Source organism: Williamsia sp. Y844 (genome assembly GCF_056786475.1).
Map to the genome: position 1 here is coordinate 729,445 of NZ_JBXCJB010000004.1, position 21,493 is coordinate 750,937.

General features: G+C 64.5%; 21 protein-coding genes. 11 read left to right on the top strand and 10 right to left on the bottom strand.

The features are described 5' to 3' along the window. Window positions 1-174: 174 nt before the first annotated feature. From AC1TQG_RS24580 to AC1TQG_RS24590, 3 genes are read left to right on the top strand one after another with little or no spacing between them, the layout of a single operon-like run. A complete protein-coding gene (locus AC1TQG_RS24580) occupies window positions 175-987 on the top strand; it encodes an ABC transporter permease (RefSeq protein ID WP_482141474.1) in 813 nt (270 codons plus the stop codon). Beyond that, window positions 987-1,745 (top strand): ABC transporter ATP-binding protein, encoded by a 759-nt coding sequence (locus AC1TQG_RS24585; protein WP_482141132.1) that lies wholly within the window; start codon window positions 987-989, stop codon window positions 1,743-1,745. The genes AC1TQG_RS24580 and AC1TQG_RS24585 overlap by 1 nt, the downstream gene beginning before the upstream one ends. Before the next feature lie 13 nt (window positions 1,746-1,758). Further along, window positions 1,759-2,772 (top strand): ABC transporter substrate-binding protein, encoded by a 1,014-nt coding sequence (locus AC1TQG_RS24590; RefSeq protein ID WP_482141134.1) that lies wholly within the window; start codon window positions 1,759-1,761, stop codon window positions 2,770-2,772. A 91-nt stretch (window positions 2,773-2,863) separates the two neighbouring features. Here AC1TQG_RS24590 and AC1TQG_RS24595 read toward each other — a convergent pair whose 3' ends face one another. The 9 genes from AC1TQG_RS24595 to AC1TQG_RS24635 form a co-directional block, all read right to left on the bottom strand. Beyond that, window positions 2,864-3,679, bottom strand: coding sequence for an ABC transporter ATP-binding protein (locus tag AC1TQG_RS24595; protein ID WP_482141136.1), 816 nt, complete (start codon window positions 3,677-3,679; stop codon window positions 2,864-2,866). Next, on the bottom strand, window positions 3,676-4,704 hold the full coding sequence (locus tag AC1TQG_RS24600) for a FecCD family ABC transporter permease (protein ID WP_482141475.1): 1,029 nt from the start codon (window positions 4,702-4,704) through the stop codon (window positions 3,676-3,678). Before AC1TQG_RS24600 ends, AC1TQG_RS24595 begins: the two co-directional genes overlap by 4 nt. A gap of 11 nt (window positions 4,705-4,715) precedes the next feature. Beyond that, a complete protein-coding gene (locus AC1TQG_RS24605; protein WP_482141477.1) occupies window positions 4,716-5,717 on the bottom strand; it encodes a FecCD family ABC transporter permease in 1,002 nt (333 codons plus the stop codon). A gap of 38 nt (window positions 5,718-5,755) precedes the next feature. After that, a complete protein-coding gene (locus tag AC1TQG_RS24610) occupies window positions 5,756-6,772 on the bottom strand; it encodes an iron-siderophore ABC transporter substrate-binding protein (RefSeq protein WP_482141138.1) in 1,017 nt (338 codons plus the stop codon). A gap of 179 nt (window positions 6,773-6,951) precedes the next feature. Next, window positions 6,952-7,734, bottom strand: coding sequence for an AraC family transcriptional regulator (locus tag AC1TQG_RS24615; protein ID WP_482141140.1), 783 nt, complete (start codon window positions 7,732-7,734; stop codon window positions 6,952-6,954). A gap of 14 nt (window positions 7,735-7,748) precedes the next feature. Further along, window positions 7,749-8,555, bottom strand: coding sequence for a class I SAM-dependent methyltransferase (locus tag AC1TQG_RS24620; protein ID WP_482141142.1), 807 nt, complete (start codon window positions 8,553-8,555; stop codon window positions 7,749-7,751). Further along, window positions 8,552-9,292 (bottom strand): hypothetical protein, encoded by a 741-nt coding sequence (locus AC1TQG_RS24625; protein ID WP_482141144.1) that lies wholly within the window; start codon window positions 9,290-9,292, stop codon window positions 8,552-8,554. The genes AC1TQG_RS24620 and AC1TQG_RS24625 overlap by 4 nt, the downstream gene beginning before the upstream one ends. Window positions 9,293-9,496: 204 nt before the next feature. Beyond that, complete coding sequence (locus tag AC1TQG_RS24630) at window positions 9,497-10,663, bottom strand: iron-containing alcohol dehydrogenase (RefSeq protein WP_482141146.1); 1,167 nt, start codon at window positions 10,661-10,663, stop codon at window positions 9,497-9,499. A gap of 24 nt (window positions 10,664-10,687) precedes the next feature. Next, window positions 10,688-12,184, bottom strand: coding sequence for a CoA-acylating methylmalonate-semialdehyde dehydrogenase (locus AC1TQG_RS24635; protein WP_482141148.1), 1,497 nt, complete (start codon window positions 12,182-12,184; stop codon window positions 10,688-10,690). A 132-nt stretch (window positions 12,185-12,316) separates the two neighbouring features. Here AC1TQG_RS24635 and AC1TQG_RS24640 point away from each other — a divergent pair, with 132 nt between their 5' ends. The 4 genes from AC1TQG_RS24640 (at window position 12,317) to AC1TQG_RS24655 (ending at window position 16,260) form a co-directional block, all read left to right on the top strand. Further along, window positions 12,317-13,201: a LysR family transcriptional regulator gene (locus AC1TQG_RS24640; protein WP_482141150.1), complete on the top strand. Its 885-nt coding sequence runs from the start codon at window positions 12,317-12,319 to the stop codon at window positions 13,199-13,201. A gap of 178 nt (window positions 13,202-13,379) precedes the next feature. Next, on the top strand, window positions 13,380-14,552 hold the full coding sequence (locus tag AC1TQG_RS24645) for an acyl-CoA dehydrogenase family protein (protein ID WP_482141152.1): 1,173 nt from the start codon (window positions 13,380-13,382) through the stop codon (window positions 14,550-14,552). Window positions 14,553-14,586: 34 nt separating this feature from the next. Beyond that, a complete protein-coding gene (locus AC1TQG_RS24650; RefSeq protein ID WP_482141154.1) occupies window positions 14,587-15,711 on the top strand; it encodes an acyl-CoA dehydrogenase family protein in 1,125 nt (374 codons plus the stop codon). A gap of 93 nt (window positions 15,712-15,804) precedes the next feature. Beyond that, window positions 15,805-16,260 (top strand): SRPBCC family protein, encoded by a 456-nt coding sequence (locus AC1TQG_RS24655; protein WP_482141156.1) that lies wholly within the window; start codon window positions 15,805-15,807, stop codon window positions 16,258-16,260. Window positions 16,261-16,270: 10 nt separating this feature from the next. Here AC1TQG_RS24655 and AC1TQG_RS24660 read toward each other — a convergent pair whose 3' ends face one another. Next, the gene (locus AC1TQG_RS24660) at window positions 16,271-17,059 is read right to left on the bottom strand and encodes an HAD-IIA family hydrolase (RefSeq protein ID WP_482141158.1); all 789 of its coding nucleotides are present in this window, start codon (window positions 17,057-17,059) and stop codon (window positions 16,271-16,273) included. A 91-nt stretch (window positions 17,060-17,150) separates the two neighbouring features. Here AC1TQG_RS24660 and AC1TQG_RS24665 point away from each other — a divergent pair, with 91 nt between their 5' ends. From AC1TQG_RS24665 to AC1TQG_RS24680, 4 genes are all read left to right on the top strand, one after another. Then, window positions 17,151-18,512, top strand: a complete 1,362-nt coding sequence (locus AC1TQG_RS24665) for a M20/M25/M40 family metallo-hydrolase (RefSeq protein WP_482141160.1) — start codon at window positions 17,151-17,153, stop codon at window positions 18,510-18,512. Further along, window positions 18,512-19,747 carry a molybdopterin molybdotransferase MoeA gene (moeA, locus tag AC1TQG_RS24670; protein WP_482141162.1) on the top strand — a complete coding sequence of 412 codons (1,236 nt, stop codon included), beginning with the start codon at window positions 18,512-18,514 and terminating at the stop codon, window positions 19,745-19,747. The genes AC1TQG_RS24665 and moeA overlap by 1 nt, the downstream gene beginning before the upstream one ends. A gap of 93 nt (window positions 19,748-19,840) precedes the next feature. Continuing rightward, entirely contained in the window at window positions 19,841-20,554 is a 714-nt protein-coding gene (locus tag AC1TQG_RS24675; RefSeq protein WP_482141164.1) for a phosphatidylserine decarboxylase, read from the top strand. Beyond that, window positions 20,551-21,480 (top strand): CDP-alcohol phosphatidyltransferase family protein, encoded by a 930-nt coding sequence (locus AC1TQG_RS24680; protein ID WP_482141166.1) that lies wholly within the window; start codon window positions 20,551-20,553, stop codon window positions 21,478-21,480. Before AC1TQG_RS24675 ends, AC1TQG_RS24680 begins: the two co-directional genes overlap by 4 nt. Window positions 21,481-21,493: the final 13 nt, after the last annotated feature.

Genomic DNA, 21,493 nt, shown 5'->3' on the forward strand with positions numbered 1-21,493 from the left:
TACCAGTACAAAAGTTCCCGGTTTCAGGCTGGTTATCGCAGGACTAACAGTGCAGTTCCAAGAGCTCACAGCGGTAACACGGAGGAAATAGGCCACTTTCGCAACTTTCGCTCTGCGCGATTCAAAAGGTTCTCGGGGCACCACGAGCCCCATAGCGTCTCTCTGGTGACCCAGATCGCACCTGCCTCCATCGCGAAACCACCTCGCGTATCGAACCGCGGCTCACACCGTTTCTGGACGGTCGTTCGGTGGCTCTCGCCGCTCTTTGTCCTACTGCTCTGGCAACTGGGTAGCGCCATCGGGCTGATCCCCCAGGACGTGGCGCCTGCGCCCTCACTGGTCTTCGAAGCCGGCCTCGAGACCATCGAATCGGGAGAACTCGCCGACGCCCTGACCGCATCGGGATGGCGCGTGATCCAGGGACTGCTTCTCGGCGGCCTGATCGGTGTCGCGCTCGGCGTACTCGTCGGCCTGTCGCGGATCGCCGACTCCCTCCTCGACCCGTCACTGCAGATGGTTCGCGCGCTCCCCCACCTTGCGTTGATCGCCCCGTTCATCCTCTGGTTCGGAATCGGTGAGACCCCGAAGATCCTGATGATCGCGCTCGGAGTGATGTTCCCGCTCTACCTCAACACCATCTCGGCGATCCGCCAGATCGAGCCGAAGCTCCTCGAAACCGGCCGGGTGCTGGGATTTGGTGCTTGGCAACGCTTTCGGATCATCATCCTGCCCAGCGCCGCACCGCAGGTCCTTGTCGGACTGCGCCAGTCGCTGGCCATCGCCTGGCTGACACTGATCGTGGCCGAACAGATCGCCGGCGGCGAAGGCATCGGCTTCATGATCAACAACGCGCGCGACTTCCTCCGGATGGACATCATCTTCTTCGGTCTGGTCATCTACGCGTTGCTCGGCTTCACCACCGACGCCGCCGTCCGCCAGCTAGAGCGTTACGCATTGCGCTATCGACCCAACAATGAGGACGTGTGATGACACTTATCTCTGACCCTCGGGCGACGGCCAAGCCCACCGACAAGGCGGATGTAGCCGCCGAATTGAACGCCGTATCACTGCATTACGGCGACAATCAGGTCCTGGACAATCTGAGCCTGAAGGTACGCCACGGCGAGATCGTGGCCCTGATCGGCCGCAGCGGCTGTGGCAAGTCCACGACCCTGCGCGTGCTCGCCGGGCTCACCGACAACTACACCGGCGACACCTCGGTTGCCGGCGCCCCCGCCGTTGCCTTTCAGGAACCACGGCTGTTCCCCTGGCGATCCGTCGCCCAGAACGTCGGCTACGGGCTCAACCGGGTAAAGGTCGCAAAGTCGAAGACCCAGGGCCGCGTCGTCGATGCACTGACCCAGGTCGGTCTCGACGACAAGGCCGACGCTTGGCCGCTGACCCTGTCCGGCGGTCAGGCACAACGTGTTTCACTGGCACGCGCCCTGGTGGGCGAGCCGGAGCTGTTGCTGCTCGACGAGCCGTTCGGGGCGCTCGACGCACTGACCCGACGGACCATGCACGACCTGCTGCTCACCGTGTGGAAGCGGCACCAGTTCGGCGTCCTCCTGGTGACACATGATGTGCACGAGGCGGTCTCGATCGCCGATCGCGTCGTGGTGCTCGATGAAGGCCATATCAAAGATGAAGTTGTGATCGACCTGCCCCGCCCGCGCGAGGCAGGACACCCAGAGCTGGCCGAGGCGGCACAGCATCTGTTGAAGAGTTTGGGAGTTGTCGAATGAAGCGAGTTGTTGAATGAAGCTCAGTGGTGCCATCGGGTCTGCGGCCCTGACTCTCTCGTTCGCGTTGATCGCGACCGGATGTGTGTCGCAGGATGACAAAGGCAGCGAGGACGTCGCCAACACAACGGTGTCGGTCGCCGAGCTCAGCGGCGCGACCCTGAAAGTCGGTGACCAGAAGGGCATCACCGAGCCGCTTCTCGCCGCGGCCGGCGAATTGGACGACCTGCCGTACAAGATCGAGTTCTCGATGTTCACCTCCGGGCCTCCCCAGGTGGAGGCGGCAACCGGCGACAAGATCGACTTCGCCGTCACCGGCAACACACCGCCCATCTTCGGAGCGGCCAACAACGCCAACATCAAGGTCGTCGCCGCCTACCAGGCCTCCGGGAAGGGTGACAAGATCCTGATCCCCAAGAACTCGACGCTGACCTCTGTGTCCGAACTCAAGGGCAAGAAGATCGCTGTGGCCAAGGGAAGTTCGGCACACGCCAACGTCCTGGAACAGCTCGACGCCGTCGACGTGAGTGTCGACGACGTGGAATTGGTCTTCCTGCAGCCCGCCGACGGACTGGCAGCCTTCCAGCAGGGCTCCGTGGACGCCTGGGCGATCTGGGATCCGTTCACCGCCATCGCCGAGGCCCAGACCGGCGCAAAGACGTTGGTCAATGCCGAGCAGAGCTATGCCTTCGGAATCGCCTCAGCGAAGGCACTCGCAGATCCCAAGCGCAACACCGCGCTTGCCGATCTGGTCCAGCGCATCGCTCGGGCCACACAGTGGGCGCAAGCGAATCCGCAGGAATGGGCCAACCACTACGCACAGTCGGTCGGTGTCGCCCCCGAGGTGGCGCAGATTGCCCAAGAGCGCAGCATCAAACCGGCGGTCCCCCTGACCGATGAGGTCGTCGCATCCGAGCAACTGTTGGCCGACCTGTTCTACGATTCCGGTCAGATCCCGGCGAGCCCGGACTTCGACACCTTCGTCGACCGCCGCTACAACACCGTGCTGGAGCCGTACTTCGGAACCTAGACAGCGGACGCTGGATCCGGGACAAATGCACCTGTTCCAGTCATTTACACACGTTGTAACGTGTGTAAATGACTGGAACAGGTGCGTTTGTCTACTGACTCGGTTCGGTGAGTACGTGATGACGGCCGAGCGGTAGCATCAGCGGCTTGCCCGATGTCGGGTCGAGGATGACCTGACTGTCGAGGCCGAACACCGACCGGACGTTGTCCTCCGTCAGGACCTCCGCGGGTTCGCCTGCGGCATGGACGTTTCCACCGGCCAAGGCGATGAGGTGGTCGGAGTACCGGGCCGCGAGATTGAGATCGTGCAACACCATCACGATCGTGGTGCCACGGTCGCGGTTGAGGTCGGTCAACAGGTCGAGAACCTCGATCTGGTGACTGACATCGAGAAATGTCGTCGGTTCATCGAGCAGCAACACGTCGGTCTGTTGCGCGAGAGCCATTGCTATCCAGACTCGTTGGCGCTGTCCACCGGAGAGTTCATCCACCGGTCGATCGGCCAGCGCCGAGGTCTCGGTGGCCTCTAGCGCAGCGGCCACGGCTTCGTCGTCTTCGCGGGTCCATCGAGAAAACAGCCCCTGATGCGGATGCCGTCCGCGTCCGACGAGATCGGCGACCGTGATTCCTTCAGGGGTGATCGGCGACTGCGGCAACAGACCGAGGGTGCGCGCCAACTGTTTGGCCGGCGTCTTGTGTACCTCGGTGCCGTCGAGCAGCACCCGGCCCGAGCGCGGGGTCAATAGTCGCGACATCGACCGCAGCAGAGTCGATTTACCGCACGCATTCGCACCCACGATCGCGGTCACCTTGCCCGGAGGCACCAGAAGGTCCAGCTCTTCGATGACGGTGTGTTCGCCATAGCCGAGAGTCAGGTTCTCGACAAGGAGTTGGTGTGTGGTTGTCACAGCGAGCCTCCGGCGCGGTTGGTACGAACGATCAGATAGATGAGGTACGGGGCGCCGAGCACACCGGTCACGACACCCACCGGGTAGCGGGTGCCGAAGGCGAACTGTCCGACGAAGTCGGCAACCAGCACCAGCAGAGCTCCGACCAGCGCGGCCGGCACGAGCAACGAGCCGTTCGGTCCGACCAGGCGCGCGGCGATGGGACCGGCCAAGAACGCCACAAATGCGATCGGCCCCGAGGCTGCGGTGGCGAAGGCAAGAAGTCCCACGGCAGCGACGATCACGAACAGCCGGGTTCGGTTGACCCGCACCCCGAGTGCCGATGCGGCGTCATCGCCGAGCTGGGACATCTCGAGATTGCGTGACTGTCCGAGCAGCACCGGTGCCAGCACGACGAGTGCGAACAGAACCGGGATCGCCTGGGTCCACGACGCGCCGTTGAGGCTGCCGGTCAGCCACCGCATCGCCTCCTGCTGATCCCATTCCGCGGCCTGGTCCAGCAGATAGTCCGTGATGCTGTGGAGCATCGCCGCAATACCGATACCGATGAGGATGAGACGGGTTCCGACAACGCCGCCGCGGAACGAGAGCGCGTAGATCAGCACCGAAACAGCAAGTGCGGAAACAATGGCGAAGATCGACACCTGGGTCGCACCGAGCGAAAGCGTGACGATCGCGAAGGTGGCCGCAGCACTGGCACCCGCACTGATCCCGATGATGTCGGGGCTGGCCAACGGGTTGCGCAGCATGGTCTGAAAAGTGATGCCGGCCAGCCCGAAACACAAACCTGCGGCGACAGCCAGGACCGCGCGTGGGATCCGCAGGCGACCGACGGTGAAGGTCGCACCCTGGACCTGCTCCCCCAGAATCACTTTCAGAATATCGCCGGGTGGGTAGAACGTCTTGCCGAACATCAGGGTGATGGCAAAGGCAGCCGCGATGAGCACCACCAGGATCGCGATCACCCAGCGACGGCGGCCACCTCGGATCTTGCGGTTCCGGGCGATGGTCTGCGCCGTCACCATGGTTTCCGAACTCACAGTGCACCGACCTTCTGACGACGGACGATGTAGATGAAGAAGGGTGCGCCGATCAGCGCGGTCAAGATGCCCACGTCGATTTCGGCGGGGCGCGCGACGATCCGTCCGATCACGTCGGCCACGGTGAGCAACACCGCGCCGGTGACGGCCGAATACGGCAGCAACCACCGATAGTCCACACCGACGATCAGTCGGCAGGCATGCGGGACGACCAGTCCGACAAAGGCAATGGGGCCTGCGACCGCGGTCGCCGCGCCACAGAGAATGATTGCTCCCAGGGCGGCACCGCCGCGGACGAGCGCTACCCGCTCACCGAGTCCGGCGGCGAGATCGTCACCCAACGCGAGTGAGTTGAGGCCACGCGCCGACAACATCGAGATGATGAATCCGACCATCAAGAAGGGCAAAACTTGCTCGATGCTGGAATAGGTCGCTCCACCGACGCCGCCAACGCGCCACGATTGGACGGTATCGGCGACATCGTTGCGGCCCAGAATGATTGCGGTGACGAAGGAGACGAGCGCCGCCGAGGTGGCGGCACCGGCGAGCGCGAGTTTGAGCGGTGTGGCACCACCACGACCGAGTGAGCCCACGCCATAGACGAACACGGCGGCGGCCGCGGCACCGATGATCGCAACCCAGATGTAGGTGGACGCCGCGGCCAGGCCGAAGTAGCTGATACCGATGACCACGGCGAGCGATGCGCCCATGTTCACACCGAGTATGCCCGGGTCGGCGAGCGGGTTTCTGGTCACGCCTTGCATGACCGCACCGGATACGCCCAGCGCGGCGCCGACGATGATCGCCAGAAGCGTTCTCGGTATCCGCTTTTCAACCGCGGCCTGGTTCATTCCCTCGGAGTCACCGCCGAGTACGGCAAAAACATCCGACCAGTCGACACCGCGAGAACCGACCTTGATCGACAAGATCGCCACCACAACCAAGACTGCGGCGACGATCAGGAACCCAAGTGCCCGCACCCGTCTCGGGCGTCGCACGATGGCGACACCCGAGGCGGACTGCGAAGTACCTTGTGTCACTTGGACTTGTCTGCTGCTTCCGCGAGCAGCGCGACGTAGTCGTCGAGCACCCAGGAGATCGACAACGGAGTCGGGTTCGCAGCGGTTCCCAGCGGAGTGCTGGGCAGGGCCACGATGGCACCGTTTGCCACTGCCGGCATCTGGGACAGCAGCGGGTCGGCCTTGAGGGTCGCGACCAGCGCCTCGTCGCCGTAGGTCACGATGATGTCGACGTCACTGAGGCCGTCGATCTGCTCGGCACTGCGTGTCGCCGAGAACTTTTCCGTCTCGGCTGACGCCGCGGCGATGCTGCCGGGGGTCTGCAACCCGAGGTCCTCGAAGAACAGTGCGCGGGTGTCGTGGGTGGTGTAGAAGCTGACCTCGCTGAGATCAGCGGCGTCTACGTGTGTCAGGAACATGATCGACTTGTCCTGCAGCTGCGGGTATTTCGTCCCGGCAGCGGCGACCTCGGCCTCGAGGCCTGCGATGAGCTCGGCGCCCTCGGCCTCCATGCCCATACCCTTGCTGTTCAGCTCGATCATCTGCTGCCAGGGGGTGCCCCACGCGGTTTCGGGGTAAGCCACCACCGGCGCGATCTCGCTGAGGGTGTCGTAGTCCTCCTGGGTCAGGCCGGAGTAGGAAGCGAGGATCACATCGGGGTTGGTGTTGGCGACGCTTTCGAAGTCGACACCGTCGGTCTCGTCGAACAGCACCGGGGCTTCGCCGCCGAGCTCATCGAGCCGCTCGCTGACCCACGGCAACATGCCGTCGCCGTCGTCGTCGCCGAAGTTCGCGGCCGCCATGCCCACGGGAACGATACCCAGCGCCAACGGCACTTCGTGGTTTGCCCAGTTCACGGTGGCCACCCGCTCAGGCTTTTCGGTGATGGTCGTGGTTCCGAGCGCGTGCTCGATGGTGATCGGGGCTAAGTCACCGTCGCCGCCGTTGTCGTCCGAGGACGACGAGCAGGCCGCGAGCCCGACCGCGAGCAGCGCTGCCGCCGCGAATGCCACCAACTTGGGTGCGCGAGACATTGTTCCCTTTCGGTTCGTGAAACAAAAAGACGCATTCACCGGCGGGCCCACCGGCGACCGATCAACATCGGTAAGGATTACCTAACAGAGGCTAGATCGCGATGCTTGCGATTGCAATCAAGCAAATGTGACAGGGTTTGTCGCGAAACGGACAAGTGGTGGGTCGCCGCCCACACCCCTCACAGCTCGCGGAACCGGCCCGGGCTCATTCCGGTGACCCGGCGAAATGCCGTTCCGAAGGCGCTCACCGAGCGATAGCCGACTCGCCCGGCAACATGGTCGATCGGGTGCCCCTGGGCCAGCAACGTGATCGCATGCTGGACGCGCGCGGTGACCACCCACCGGGTGAAACCGATGCCTGTCTCGGAATCGAATGCCCGCGTGATCGTGCGGGCGCTGACGCCGAGGCGGCTCGCCCACTCCCCCAACTGCGTCTCGTCGGAGGGGTCGGCCTGCACGGTGGCGACAATCGGCGCCAGCAGCGCCGACTCCGGAACCCGCAGCAACAACTGATGTGGCGCCGGGGTCAACACGTCGAGAACCATGGCCTCCGTGGTCGACCGCGATACATCGTCGAGATCATCGGCACCGAGCCGGTCGAGCAACAACCGCAACAGCGGAGAGACCTCGACGGCCACCGGCTCATCCGAAATGGACGGGACCTCACGAATACTGAAATGCACTGAGCTGAGCGCTGTCCCGGCCGGTGTCCATCCCGAATGCAGGACCCCCGCGGGAATCCACAAGCCGATCGTCGGCGTGATCGTCCAGACCCGAGGGCCGACGGTGGTCGACGACGACCCCTTGGCACTCCACAGCAATTCATGCGTCGGGTGGGAGTGTTCTTCCCACTGGGTGTCGCGCGAGATGACCTCGTACACACCCGCGATGACAAACGGGACCTCGATGGCGCCTGCCTCATAGACGGGCAGGCTCCGCGTGTCGGCCACCTCGATGCTCACCCGACCACCATAGGTCAGCGAACGCGGCGCAGCCCCACCACAGTCGTCTGTCGGTCGCCGCCGCCCGGCCATTCCAGGCTGTAGCCGACCTTCGCGGCGCGAGATATCGCGTACGCAACTTGGTCCGCATTCATCTCGATCAGAACGCAACCGTTGTCCGACAACCACTCCGGAGCATCCTCGATCAGACCGCCGATGTGGTCCAGTCCGTCCGGACCACCGAACAGGGCGTGGTGCGGCTCGTGGTCCAACGCCTCTCGTGGCAAGAATTCCGAGGCGGTGGTCGGGACATACGGCGGCACGGCTGCGATCACGCCGATCCGCCCCCGCAACAAGTCGGGCAGGGCATCAAATCCGACACCCCGATGGACCATCGCAGTGCCGCCCAAATTGACGGCGGCATGCTCCAGTGCGCCGGCATCGATATCGGCGGCATGGATCTCGAGCCTGGGCAAAGCCCGTTTCACCGCGGACGCGATCGGCGCGACACCACAAAACGCTTCCACCACAATCGGATCCCGGCCGGCGCGTGCCGCTGCGATCGTCGCCCGCGCCAAGAATCGTGAACGCTGTCGTGGCACAAAGACACCCGGACCGACGGACAGTCGGAGATCGTCGAAGGACACGTGCCCGACGATGTGCTCAAGCGGCTCACCGGTCACGCGTCGCCTGCACAACATGTCGAGTTCGGCAGGGCTGCGGGCGAATTCCCTGAGAATGGCCGCTTCCTCGGTCGCGAAAACGCAACCCGCTCGACCGAGCCGAACGGCGATCGGGTCCGGGATCGCGCATGCCTGCCGAATCATCTCGGCATCGGTCATACCGGATACTCGACGATCACGAATCCGTCGTCGATGGCGGACAATCGGGCCCCCACCCCGTGCATCGCCGTCGCCGCCGCCGCGATTCGGCGATACGCCTGCGCTGCCGCAGGCAATGTGGTCGCGCGGTCGGCCGCGTGCCGGTGGCCCAGAATCTCAACGGTCCGCACCACAACGCCGCCAACCACCGCGTGCTGCCGAAGCCGACTGTGTTCGGCAATCAGATCCATCGATGGACCGATCCGGGCCGAGACCAATGCCCACCTGCGGTCGGCGGTCTCCCCGGGCCCGAACTGAGCTCGCACCTGCGCCATGGTGCCGTCATCGACGGCCGGGCCGCTGCACTGCGACAACTCACCACCACGCTCCACCAGCCACGGAGTTGCGCCGGACGCCTCAACGGTGAGCTGCGCGCCGGGTTCGTCGAGAACCTCGTCGATGATCCGAAGCCGCCACCGAAGGCCCGGGGCCAGGACGCCCACGGGAACATCGACACCGCCGACAGGTTCGAGACCACGCCTGCGACGGGACGGCCGACGTGCGTGCAGCCGCCCGTCCCGCATCGGCGATACCAATGTCCAGCCGGCGACATGTGCGGCCATCAGTTGCTCACCCACTGCGGCAAGTTTGTCCGCCACCTCCGGCAAGGACCCGGCATCGTCGAGTTCCCAGTCGAAGAGCGCCGAATACTCGGATCCCGGCCACGGTGAAGGTGCTCGGTTCGTTTGTACAGTCATCTGTGCCACCTGGTTCTCAGTCGACAACGAAAGGGTCGACCGCGGGGACTCGGCGGTCGATTCCACCAACCCATCGCGTTCGGCAGCTCACCGCGCCAATTCAGTTGAAGAGAACGGGGTCCCTCACAAATGAGGTCCGGCGTCAGCCACAAAGTATAGCCACGGAACATGCACAGAGCACGCGATGTCCGTTACGCCGAGGTTTTACGCTCCGGCGTAGATCGTCCGGTAAATGTCACAGATCTGATCCGCGTCAGGCACCAGCGGGTTGTTGGCCGGCGATCCCGATGCCAGCGCCTGTTCCGCCATCAACGGCAGGAGGCCGTCCCATGCCGTGCGTTCGATGCCGTACGCCGCCGGTGTCGGGACCTCGACGTCGGCGCACAACCGCTTGAGTTCCTCCACCAGGGCGCTCGCCGCGATCGGATCCGATGTCGCGTCGCCGGCAACCCCGAGAGCCCGCGCGCATTCTGCATAACGCAGAGGAGCACCGGAGATCGAGAATTCCGTCACCGCCGAGAAGAGCATCGCATTCGACAACCCATGCGCCACATGGAAGTGCGCACCGATCGGCCTGCTCATGCCGTGCACCAGCGCCACACTCGAGTTCGAGAACGCCATCCCCGCCTGCATCGACGCCAGCATCATGGCCTCCCGCGCGCGCCGGTCCTGCCCATCACGGTAGGCGGAACGCAGGTGCTTGCCCACCGTGTTGATCGCGGTCAGGCACAGACTGTCGGTGTAGGGGTTCGCCTTACGGCTCACGTAAGCCTCGATCGCGTGGGTCAGTGCATCCACGCCGGTGTCGGCGGTCAGTCGCGGTGGCATCGACAACGTGAGTTCATAATCCACGATCGCAGCGACGGGGAGAAACGAGGTCCCCGGGCACAGCATCTTCTCGTCCGAGGTGCTGTCGGTGATGACCGTGAATTTCGTCGCCTCCGAACCGCTTCCGGCGGTTGTGGGAATCGCGATGATCGGGAGCGCATCACCCGAATACTGGCGCGGCGCCCTGAAGTCCCGCATCTCACCTCCCGACACGGCAAGCACGGCCAGCGCTTTCGCGGTATCCATCGGACTACCGCCACCGAATCCGATCACCGAGTCGGCCCGATGCCCTCGCACGGCATCGAGCCCGGCCTGCAACGACTCCGTGGTGGGGTCGGGCACGGTCTCGGCGAATACCGCAACGTCCACACCGGCGGCGGTGAGGATCTCCGACGCCCTCGCCACCACACCCGATCCGACGAGGTAGGAGTCGGTGACGATCAGCGGGCGGGTGACACCAAGGGCGGCAACGATCTCACCAACTGCACTGAGTGAACCTCCTCCGAGTCGCAGCAAACGCGGCAGTGCGATATCCGTTGTCATGAAATCTCCCGGCACCGAAAGGACTCAGCTGTTCTCAGGGAATCCGAGGTTGATGCCGCCGTGACTCGGATCGAGCCATCGACTGGTGATGGCCTTGGTACGCGTGAAGAAGTGCACGCCTTCCATGCCGTGTGCGTGGCTGTCCCCGAACAGCGAGGCCTTCCAGCCACCAAAGCTGTAGTAGGCCATCGGAACCGGGATGGGCACGTTGATGCCGACCATTCCCACCTCGACCTCGTTCTGGAAACGCCTGGCCGCACCGCCGTCGTTGGTGAAGATCGCGGTCCCGTTTCCATAGGGGTTGGCATTGATCAAGTCCAATGCCTCGTCATATGTTTCAACGCGCACAACCGAAAGGACCGGCCCGAAGATCTCATCGGCGTACACGCTCATCTCGGGGGTGACGTGATCGAGCAGCGTCGGCCCGAGCCAGAACCCATCAGCCGGTCGATCAGGATTCTCGGTGATCGTGCGTCCATCCACCACGACCGTGGCGCCCTCCGCTTCACCGGCGTCGACATAACCGCGGACCTTGTCACGGTGCGCAGCGGTCACCAGCGGCCCCATGTCCGAATCCTTGGTGCCATCACCGGTTTTCAACGGCCGGGTGCGATCGACGATCTTTCCGACGAGTTCGTCGGCGATGTCACCGACAGCGACCAGTACCGATATCGCCATGCAGCGTTCACCGGCTGAGCCGAATCCGGCATTGACCATGGCGTCGGCAGCCAGATCCAGGTCGGCGTCGGGCAACACGATGGCGTGATTCTTGGCGCCGCCGAGCGCCTGCACCCGCTTACCCGCAGCGGTCCCGGTGGCGTAGACGTACTGCGCGATCGGCGTGGAGCCGACGAATGAGACCGACTTGATCGACCGGTTGGTCAGCAGCTCGTCCACCGCCACCTTGTCACCCTGCAAGACGTTGAACACCCCCTCGGGCAGCCCTGCCTCGGCCCACAATTGCGCCATCCACAAGGCCGCCGACGGATCCTTCTCACTCGGCTTGAGCACCACGGTGTTGCCTGCGGCAATCGCGATGGGGAAGAACCACATCGGGACCATCGCCGGAAAGTTGAACGGCGAGATGATCGCAACCGGTCCCAGCGGCTGGCTCACCGAGTACACGTCGACGTTCGTCGAAGCGTTCTCCGTGTAGCCACCCTTGAGCAGGTGCGGTATGCCACAGGCAAATTCGACGACCTCCTGGCCCCGGCCAACCTCGCCGAGCGCGTCGGAGACGACCTTGCCGTGCTCGGCCGTGATGATCTGCGCCAACTCGCCTTTGCGTTCGTTGAGCAGTTCCCGGAACTTGAACATGATCGAGGTGCGCTTGGACAACGAGGTATCGCGCCAGGCCGGGAACGCGGCAGCGGCGGCTGCGATCACAGTTCTCGCGTCTTCGACCGACGCCAGCCGCACCTGCCCACTCACCACACCGGTCGCCGGGTTCGTCACGGGCGCAAGCACATCGGATGAGCCGGTAAACGGCTTCCCCTCTGACCAGTGGGCGATCTCGAACATCTGCACTCTCCTTGAAACATTGGTGGTCACTTGAACGTTGGCGGTTACCCCAAGGCTGCCCTTGCATCAACGCACGGTCAACAGCCAATACTGCATTTGCATCTGCATAAATGCACACGACAGAATGAGGGCATGCCGAGTGCCGACCACCTGAGATACCTGCTGGAGCTGTCCCGAACAGGGCGACTCATCGAAGCCGGTCGCCGCCTGGAGGTCGACCACACCACCGTGAGCAGGCGAATCGCAGCCCTCGAACGCGAGACCGGCGAGCGACTCTTCGATCGGCACACCTCCGGCTGGCAGCTCACGGCCGCCGGACAACGCATGCTCCCCCACGCCCTCGCCGTGGAGGCCGCAGTGGCTGCCGCCTACGCCACCACCACCCCAACCGACGAGCTCACCGGATCGGTTCGCATCGTCGCTCCGGATGGCTTCGGGGTGTATGTGTTGGCGCCTGCCCTGCTGCAACTCCGTTCAAGCCATCCGGAGCTGACCGTCGAAGTGGTGACCGCAACCAGCCACGACCTGCTCACAGTCCGCGATTTCGACGTGGCGATCACGCTGGAGCGCCCGAATCGCCGTTCCAGCCTGATCACCAGATTGGGTAGTTACACCCTCGGCCTGTACGCGGCGCGCGACTACCTCGAGTCACACGGTCCGGTGACCGAACTCGGTGCGCTGAACGAGCACACCATCATCTGGTACGTCGATGCGCTACTCGATGTCGAGCCGTTGCAGATCCTCGACCATCTCGGACCCGGGATCACGGCCCGGGTGCAGATGAACAACATTGCCGGACATCACCAGGGGGCCCGGACAGGTCTTGGCATCGCACCGCTGCCGACCTACGTCGGCGAGGCCGATCCCGCACTGACTCGAATACTGCCGCAACACTTCTCGGTCGAACGCGTCTACTGGCAAGTGGTCGCACGAGATACCTCGCGTTCACGACGGGTCCGAGCGGTCACCGACCTCCTCGGCGAAACCGTCAGCGGACATCAGTACCTGTCCGTGTGAACTGTGAGGTCACATCGCAAGGACATGGCGGCTACGTTCACGCCCGCGACCATCTGAATTGCGGAGAGATCATCATCGTGCTGATCGGCGACGATGTCCGGGCCTACAGTGTTCCGTGGATCAGGCGATGTGCGTAGATCGCGACGCGACCCCACGCGAACGGGAGTATCAAGGAACCATGCACCTCAAACTCAGCGACGAAGACGTTGCCTTCCGCGAGGAACTGCGCACCTTCTTCACCACCGAAATACCCAAAGAACTCCGCGAGCGTGCCGCGGCCGGCACCTCGATATTTCCCGACGACATGATCGCCGTGCAGCGCAAACTCAATGAACATGGCCTGGCAGTACCGAAGTGGCCGGTCGAGTGGGGTGGCAAAGACTGGACGCCGGTACAAAAGCACATCTGGCAGAACGAGATGAACCTCGCCTCCGTCCTGGAACCGCTGGCTTTCAACGCCGACATGGTCGGGCCGGTGATCGCCAACTTCGGCTCGCAAGAACTCAAGGAACGGTTCCTCCCGCCAACCGCCAACCTCGACATCTGGTGGTGCCAGGGCTTCTCCGAACCCGAAGCCGGCTCCGACCTGGCATCCCTCAAGACCCGGGCTGTGCGCGACGGTGACCACTATGTGGTCAACGGCCAGAAGACCTGGACCACGCTGGCGCAGTTCGCCGACTGGATCTTCGCACTCGTCCGGACCAATCCGGATGCTCCAAAACGACAGGCGGGCATCAGTTTTCTGCTCATCGACCTGAAGACCCCTGGCATCACCGTCCGTCCGATCCAGCTGATCGACGGCGGCTATGAGGTCAACGAGGTCTTCTTCGAAGACGTGAGGGTACCGGTCGGAAATCTTGTCGGCGAAGAGAACGCCGGATGGAGCTACGCCAAGTTCCTGCTCGGCAACGAACGCGCCGGGGTCACCCGGGTTGGTATCACCAAGAACCGGCTGGCCCGCGCCAAGGAACTCGCCGCGACGATCCCCTCCGGCAACGGAACCCTTCTTGGAGATCCCCTGTTCGCAGCTCGGCTCGCCGAACTCGAAAATGAACTACTGGCACTGGAACTCACGCAGATGCGGGTGGTCGCCTCATCGGCGAACGGAAAGCCCGACCCGGTCTCGTCAGTCCTCAAACTTCGCGGCAGTGAGTTGCAGCAGGCTTCGACGGAACTACTTGCCGACATCGCAGGCGTCGATTCGCTTGCCGTCAAGGCTGCCGACATCGGCTCTCCCCATTGGGCGCAGGAGACGGTCCCGACCTACCTCAACTACCGGAAGGTGTCGATCTACAGCGGCTCGTCAGAGGTTCAGCGCACCATCATCGCGTCCTCCATCCTCGGGCTGTAGTCGCCCCCGCACCTGTAAAGGACCACCGAACACCATGGATTTCGAATACAGCGAAGAGCAGACGATGCTGCGTGACACCACGCGCGATGTGCTGTCCAAGTTCTACGATCTCGAAAAGCTCCGCGCAGTCACCGATACCGACCTCGGCTGGAGTCGCGACCTCTGGAAGTCATTGGCAGAGATCGGGATTCTCGGCCTGCAATTCAGCGAGGACGATGGCGGAATGGGTGCAGGCCCCGAAGAGGTCGGTGCCGTCCTCGGCGAGTTCGGCCGCGCCCTGGCACCCGAACCGCTCCTCGACGCGGTGATCATCCCCGGCGGGATCATCGCCGACACCGGCAGCGCCGAGCAGAAGTCGAAGTACCTGCCTGCGCTGGCCGCCGGTGAAGTGCTGGCCGCCTTCGCCCATATCGAGCCCGGCGATCGCTGGCCGAACGCGGCGGTCGCGACAACCGCGACCCCATCCGGCGACGGCTACACGCTGACCGGCATCAAGAATCCGGTGCTGCACGGCGACTGCGCCGACGTCATCGTCATCACCGCCCGCCTCGACGACGCCGTCCGGCTGTTCCTGGTCGATTCTGCTGACCGTGGTGTCACGCGCACGCCGTTCCGGACGCATGACTCCCGGCGCGGCGCCCAGATCGACCTGCAGGACGCTCCGGCGGCCCTGCTCGATTCCGGTGACACCGCTGCTGCGCTGATCCGCAGCGAGGTACTCGCGCAGGTCGGGTTGTGCGCCGAGGCTGTCGGTGCCATGGACGAAACCCTGCGCCTGACGGCCGAGTATCTGAAGCAGCGCAAGCAGTTCGGAGTGCCGCTGGCCACGTTCCAGACGCTGACGCACCGGGCCGCGGACCTGTACGTCCTTGTCGAGCTGGCCCGCAGCATGAGCCTGTATGCGACGGTGTCGCTCGCAGACGGCGACATCGATCCGGTCATCGCCTCGCGAGCCAAACTGCAGATCTGCCGGTCGGCCCGCAAGGTCGGCCAGGAAGCCATTCAGATGCACGGCGGCATCGGAATCACCGCGGAGTATCCGGTCGGTCACTACGCCAGTCGCCTACTTGCCATCGAACACACCCTCGGCGGTAGCGCGGAACATCTGCGGACCCTGTCCGATCGCATCGCAGACTATGACAAGATCCTGATCGGATAGTGACAACGTACATTGACGAAGTCGGGTCCGCGGTTCATTGATGAAGCCGTACCGACGAGTTCGTTCATGACGTAGAACCGCGACAGGAGAAACATGGCTGCCCCATTGCTCGAAGCGTCCACCGAGATCAAAGCCTCCCCGGAGCAGGTCTGGAAGGTGGTGTCCGACCTGCAACGGATGGGCGAATGGAGCCCGCAGTGCCGCAAGACCATCGTGCGCGGCGGCGGACCGGTCACCCTCGGAACCAAAACCATCAACATCAACAAGCGCGGGCTGCTGGTGTGGCCGACCAGGTCGAAAGTGGTGCGGTACGAGCCGAACAAGGAGATCGCCTACAGGATCGCCGAGAACAACAGCGTGTGGAGTTTCACCATCACGCCCACCGCCGACGGCGTGAAGCTGACGGAACGCCGCGAGGCACCCAAAGGGACCAGCAAGGTCTCCCAGGTCCTCATCAATGCCGCGATGGGCGGCGAGAAGCCGTTTGACGCCGAGCTGGTCGACGGGATGAATCAGACGCTGACGAAGATCAAGCTCGCCATCGCCTGATCACGGTGGATCAGAGTTTTTCCAGTAGCGCGGGCAGGTCTGCGACCGAGTCGATGACATGGTCGGGGACCTGCCCGAACTCGTCTGCCTGCAATACCTCCAGCTGTTCGGGCCGGAACTTTCCGGTGCGAACCAGAACCCCGACCATGGCAGCTTTTTGCGCGCCGAGAACATCGCTGAATATGTCGTCGCCGACCATGACCACCTCGGCCGGGTCAGCGACTCCGAGCATCTCGATCGCTGACCGAAATCCCAGTGGAGACGGCTTCCCGATCGCGGGGATCTTCTTGCCGGTCGCCTTCTGCAGGCCTTCCAAGTAGATACCCGTGTCGATCTTCGGCCCCGACGCGGTCGACCATGACAGCGACCGGTGCATCGAGATGGCGGGTACGCCGTCGATCATCCAGCCCAGTGCCTTCGAGAGCAGCTCGTGGGTGAATGAGGGCCCGGCACCGCCGAATACCACCACATCCGGGTTGTCCTCGACCAGATCGATCCCGTCCATGTCGTCGGAGACCTGTCCTTCGTTGAGGACCACCACCCGCTTGCCCGGGTGCTTGGCACGCAGGTATTCGGCCGTGAGCACCGCGGCGGTCAGCACCTCATTGTCATCCACTTCGAATCCGACTCGGGTCAGCGTTTGCGCGATCTGACTCCTCGACTTGGATGTCGTGTTGGTCAAGAACATCCGGGGCATCCCCGATGCGGAGATCGCCTCCAACGCTTCGACGGCACCGGGCAGAGGTTCCCACGAGGTGACGATCACCCCGTCGATGTCGAGTAGCAACCCTTCAGCCATGACTCAAAAGCTAGTCCTGCCCCTAGGCGGCCGCACGGCGGGATGGCCGCCTTGCTGACAGGTGCCCTTCCGTTCCGGCATGCTTGGCGTCATGGCCGATCAACGCGCACCCCAGTTTTCCGCACTGTCCAAACGAGTCGCCGGCCTCATGACACGCGCGCATTCTGACCTCGCCGATGTGGTCGCACTGCCGTCGGTGCACCTCGATCCGGCCAAACGCAGCGACTGCCGGGCCAGCGCAGCCTGGGCCCGCGGAGCGTTTTCCGACGCAGGCATCGACTCCCTGGTGATGGACACCGTCGACGGGAGCCAGACGATCCTGGGGTTCGTGCCCGGCCCGGCCGGTGCGCCGACGGTTCTGCTCTACTCGCATCACGATGTGCAACCGTCCGGCCCAGAGGAACTGTGGGACAGCGCGCCGTTTTCGCTGACCGAACGTGCTGGTCGATGGTTCGGACGGGGCGCATCGGACTGCAAGGGCAATCTGGTTGCCATCCTCACCGCATTGCGCGCGCTCGATCCGCTCCCGCCGGTCGGGATCCGGATCGTCATCGAGGGATCCGAAGAAGCAGGCGGCGAAGGACTCGACCACCTGGCGCGCACGCGACCCGAACTCTTTCAGGCCGACATGATCCTCATCTGCGACACCGGCAACGTCGCGCCCGGCATTCCCACGCTCACCACCAGCCTGCGGGGCATGGCCGCAGTGAAGGTGTCCGTGGAAACCCTTGCCTCCGAGGTTCATTCCGGCCAGTTCGGGGGCGGCGCACCCGACGCACTGGCCGCGCTGATAGCCGGCCTGGCAACTCTGCGCGACGCCGACGGCAACACCACGATCGACGGCCTCACCAACGATCAGTCCTGGCCCGGCGCCGCCTACGACGCGCAGCAGTTCCGGGCGGACTCGACCACCCTCGACGGTGTCGACCTCATCGGTTCGGGCTCCCCCGCCGAAATGGTGTGGGCGCGCCCGGCGGTGACCGTGATCGGTATCGACGCACCACCGACGGCCGGCGCCCCGGCCGCGATCAACCCGCGGGCAGCCGCGCAATTGAACTTGCGGGTACCACCAGGCATGGATCCCGACGAGGCCGCGACAGCGCTGGAAAAGCATCTACGCGAACACATTCCGTGGCATGCCCGGGTGGACGTCGAGATCCAGGCGACCGGCGCCCCGTTCTCTGCCGTCACCACCGGACCCGGCTACACCGCCCTGACCGCGGCGATGGCCAAGGCCTACGGCAAACCCGTCGTCCACTCGGGCCAGGGTGGATCGATCCCGCTGTGCACCGTCCTCGCGGAAATCTGTCCACAAGCCGAGATCGCGTTGCTCGGTGTCGAGGAGCCTGCGTGCCGGATCCACGCACCGAACGAGAGCGTCGATCCCGACGAGATCTCCAAAACTGCACTGTCCCTTGCCCTTTTCCTCTCGAAGTACGGAGCGAAGAACTGATGCGCAGCGTCTCCGAACATCAGGATGCGGTGACCGCTCTGTTCCGGGCGCCACGCGTTGTCACCGTGCCTGCCGCATCGGCACTGGGCCGGGTACTCGCCGAAGACACCGATGCCCCGATCACGTTGCCCGGCTTCGACAATTCGGCCATGGACGGCTATGCCGTCCGCGCCGAAGACATCGCCACCGCCACCGAGGACGCCCCAGTGGCTCTGCCGGTCGCCGCCGACATCCCGGCCGGACGGACGGACGCGCTCACGCTGGCGCCCGGAACCGCGCACCGGATCATGACCGGGGCACCGATGCCTGCAGGCGCCGACGCGGTGATCCAGGTCGAACGCACCGACGGTGGCACCGACACCGTGCGGGTCTTCGCAGCTGCCCCGGCCGGCACAGCGATCCGGCGGGCCGGATCCGACATCGGCATCGGAGCCCGCGCGCTGCCCGCCGGTCGAGTCCTGCGGGCACCGCAACTCGGTCTCGCCGCCGCACTGGGTCTGGCCGAATTGCCGATCTACGCTCCGCTGCGGGTACTGGTCCTCTCCACCGGCAGCGAACTGGTTCCGGCGGGCACACCACTCGAGTTCGGGCAGATCTACGAGTCGAACGGCGCGATGTTGACCGCGGCGGCCATCGAGGCCGGCGCGCATGCCGAGCAGGCTCATTTCGTGCCCGATGACGTCACCGAGTTCCGGGCCAGTCTCGACAGTTACATCGACGGAAAAGAAGGCCCGCATGTCGATCTGATCATCACCTCCGGTGGAGTCAGCGCGGGCGCCTACGAGGTCGTCAAGGACGCCCTCACCGGCGAAGGTGTCGACTTCGTGAAGGTTGCGATGCAACCCGGGATGCCGCAGGGCTGCGGCATCTACACGAGCGCAGGCGGCAACCCGGTGCCGATCATCACGCTGCCGGGCAATCCCGTGAGCGCGCAGGTGTCGTTCGAGGTGTTCATCCGCCCGCCACTGCGGTCCGCGATGGGACTACCGGCCCAGCGCCGAACCATCGCGGCATCGGTTACCGAGGCCTTCACCTCGCCCAAGGGAAAACGGCAATTCCGGCGTGGAGAACTCACGATCACCGATGGTGTCGCACAGGTCCGGCCCATCGGACCCCCGGCGTCACATCACCTCGCGTACATGGCTTCGGCCAACGTCCTACTGGACATCTCTGCCGACACCGACAAGGTCGACGCCGGCAGCACAGTCGAGGTCCTGGTACTCGAAGAGCTATGACACACCACCACCAATATCGATTCGGACCTGCGAAAACACTCGCCTCATCGGCACCGGCCGCGGCTCCGGCCGATGGCCTGGAACAATAACGCCATGGCCAGACGCCCCACTCCGACAGACGCCGAGCCGAGTACCGGTCTGGCTCACATCGCAGACCTCATCCGCGAGACCGTGCCGCCGCTGCACCGAGCCGGAATCCCGTTTGTTGCGGTTCCGGCCGCCATCGCCGTGGCCGGGCGCAAACATGGGTGGATCCGCACCCCGGCCACCGTTGCCGCGCTCGCCACCGCCGCGTTCTTCCGCCACCCGTCGCGGGTGCCACCGAACGCGCCCGGTGTTGTTGTCGCTCCGGCCGACGGGCAGGTCGCCCTGGTCGATCACGCGGCCCCACCCGTCGAACTGGGACTCGGCGACACCCCGCGTCCCCGGGTCTCGATCTTTCTCTCGGTTTTCGACGTGCACGTGCAGCGGATTCCCGTCGCAGGCAAGGTCGAGGCGATCGAATACCGATCCGGTTCGTTCGTCAGCGCCGACCTCCCGGCGGCCAGTGAGGCGAACGAACGCAACTCGATGCTGATCCGCACCGCCGACGGCGCCGAACTCGCCGTGGTCCAGATCGCCGGACTCCTGGCCCGCCGCATCGTCTGCGACGCCAAACCAGGTGATGAGGTCACACTCGGCGACACCTACGGCCTGATCAGGTTCGGATCCCGGGTCGACCTCTACCTTCCCGAGGGCACCCGCCCGCTGGTTGCCGTCGGGCAGCGTGCGGTGGGCGCGGAAACCATTTTGGCGCAATTGAAATGATTGCCTACGGACGGGGCGAAACCCAACGCACAGCCTCCCGCCGCGTCACACCGACAACCGGCCGTCGGCGGCCGAGTCGAGCCGGAACGCTGAACACCGGCAAGCTGCTGGTGCCATCTGCGTTCACCGTGCTGGCGATCTGCGCCGGTTTGTCGGCGACCAAGTTCGCACTCGACGGCCGGGTCGACCTGTGCGTGGCGATGATCGCCGCGGCGGCTCTGCTCGACGGCATCGACGGACGGATCGCGCGACTGCTCGGCGCGACAACCAAGATCGGCGCCGAACTCGATTCACTCGCCGATGCCATCAACTTCGGTGTCGCGCCCGCACTCACGCTGTACGTGCTCATGTTGCAGGGCAATGACGCCGGCTGGTTGCTGTCGCTGATCTACTGCTGTGCAATCGTTTTGCGACTGGCCCGGTTCAACACCCTGATCGACGACGATGACCGGCCGCAGTACACCAAGGACTATTTCGTCGGCGTACCCGCACCGGCGGCCGCCCTGATCGCGATCCTGCCGATCGCGCTCGACCAGCAGTTCGGCTCCGGCTGGTGGACATCGGACATATTCGTCGGCGGCTGGATGACCTTCACCGCACTGCTCGCGGTGAGCCGACTGCCCACCGCGTCGCTGAAATCGTTTGCGGTACCACCCAATGCACTGGTGCTGGTGCTGATCGGGGTGGCGCTGGTCGCCGCGGCCCTGCTGACTTACCCGTACGCTCTGATGTTCGCCGCCATCGGCCTCTACCTGATCCACATCCCCTTCGCCTGGCGCACCAAACGCTGGGTCGCCAGCCGCCCGGAGACCTGGGATTACCATCCGCGGGAACGGCGTGCCGAGCGCCGCGCGATCCGCCAGGTGCGTCGCGGACGGCCGACCCAATCCGCGGCCCGTCTCGGATTGCGGCGTCCCGGGGCCTGATACCGGTAGTTTT

Bases quoted from the DNA above. Each gene is read 5' to 3' on its own strand.
- AC1TQG_RS24585 (WP_482141132.1), top strand. From the start codon at position 987: ATGACACTTATCTCTGACCCTCGGGCGACGGCCAAGCCCACCGACAAG.
- AC1TQG_RS24590 (WP_482141134.1), top strand. From the start codon at position 1,759: ATGAAGCTCAGTGGTGCCATCGGGTCTGCGGCCCTGACTCTCTCGTTC.
- AC1TQG_RS24600 (WP_482141475.1), bottom strand. From the start codon at position 4,704: ATGGTGACGGCGCAGACCATCGCCCGGAACCGCAAGATCCGAGGTGGC.
- AC1TQG_RS24610 (WP_482141138.1), bottom strand. From the start codon at position 6,772: ATGTCTCGCGCACCCAAGTTGGTGGCATTCGCGGCGGCAGCGCTGCTC.
- AC1TQG_RS24620 (WP_482141142.1), bottom strand. From the start codon at position 8,555: ATGACCGATGCCGAGATGATTCGGCAGGCATGCGCGATCCCGGACCCG.
- AC1TQG_RS24625 (WP_482141144.1), bottom strand. From the start codon at position 9,292: ATGACTGTACAAACGAACCGAGCACCTTCACCGTGGCCGGGATCCGAG.
- AC1TQG_RS24630 (WP_482141146.1), bottom strand. From the start codon at position 10,663: ATGACAACGGATATCGCACTGCCGCGTTTGCTGCGACTCGGAGGAGGT.
- AC1TQG_RS24635 (WP_482141148.1), bottom strand. From the start codon at position 12,184: ATGTTCGAGATCGCCCACTGGTCAGAGGGGAAGCCGTTTACCGGCTCA.
- AC1TQG_RS24640 (WP_482141150.1), top strand. From the start codon at position 12,317: ATGCCGAGTGCCGACCACCTGAGATACCTGCTGGAGCTGTCCCGAACA.
- AC1TQG_RS24645 (WP_482141152.1), top strand. From the start codon at position 13,380: ATGCACCTCAAACTCAGCGACGAAGACGTTGCCTTCCGCGAGGAACTG.
- AC1TQG_RS24650 (WP_482141154.1), top strand. From the start codon at position 14,587: ATGGATTTCGAATACAGCGAAGAGCAGACGATGCTGCGTGACACCACG.
- AC1TQG_RS24655 (WP_482141156.1), top strand. From the start codon at position 15,805: ATGGCTGCCCCATTGCTCGAAGCGTCCACCGAGATCAAAGCCTCCCCG.
- AC1TQG_RS24660 (WP_482141158.1), bottom strand. From the start codon at position 17,059: ATGGCTGAAGGGTTGCTACTCGACATCGACGGGGTGATCGTCACCTCG.
- AC1TQG_RS24665 (WP_482141160.1), top strand. From the start codon at position 17,151: ATGGCCGATCAACGCGCACCCCAGTTTTCCGCACTGTCCAAACGAGTC.
- moeA (WP_482141162.1), top strand. From the start codon at position 18,512: ATGCGCAGCGTCTCCGAACATCAGGATGCGGTGACCGCTCTGTTCCGG.
- AC1TQG_RS24675 (WP_482141164.1), top strand. From the start codon at position 19,841: ATGGCCAGACGCCCCACTCCGACAGACGCCGAGCCGAGTACCGGTCTG.
- AC1TQG_RS24680 (WP_482141166.1), top strand. From the start codon at position 20,551: ATGATTGCCTACGGACGGGGCGAAACCCAACGCACAGCCTCCCGCCGC.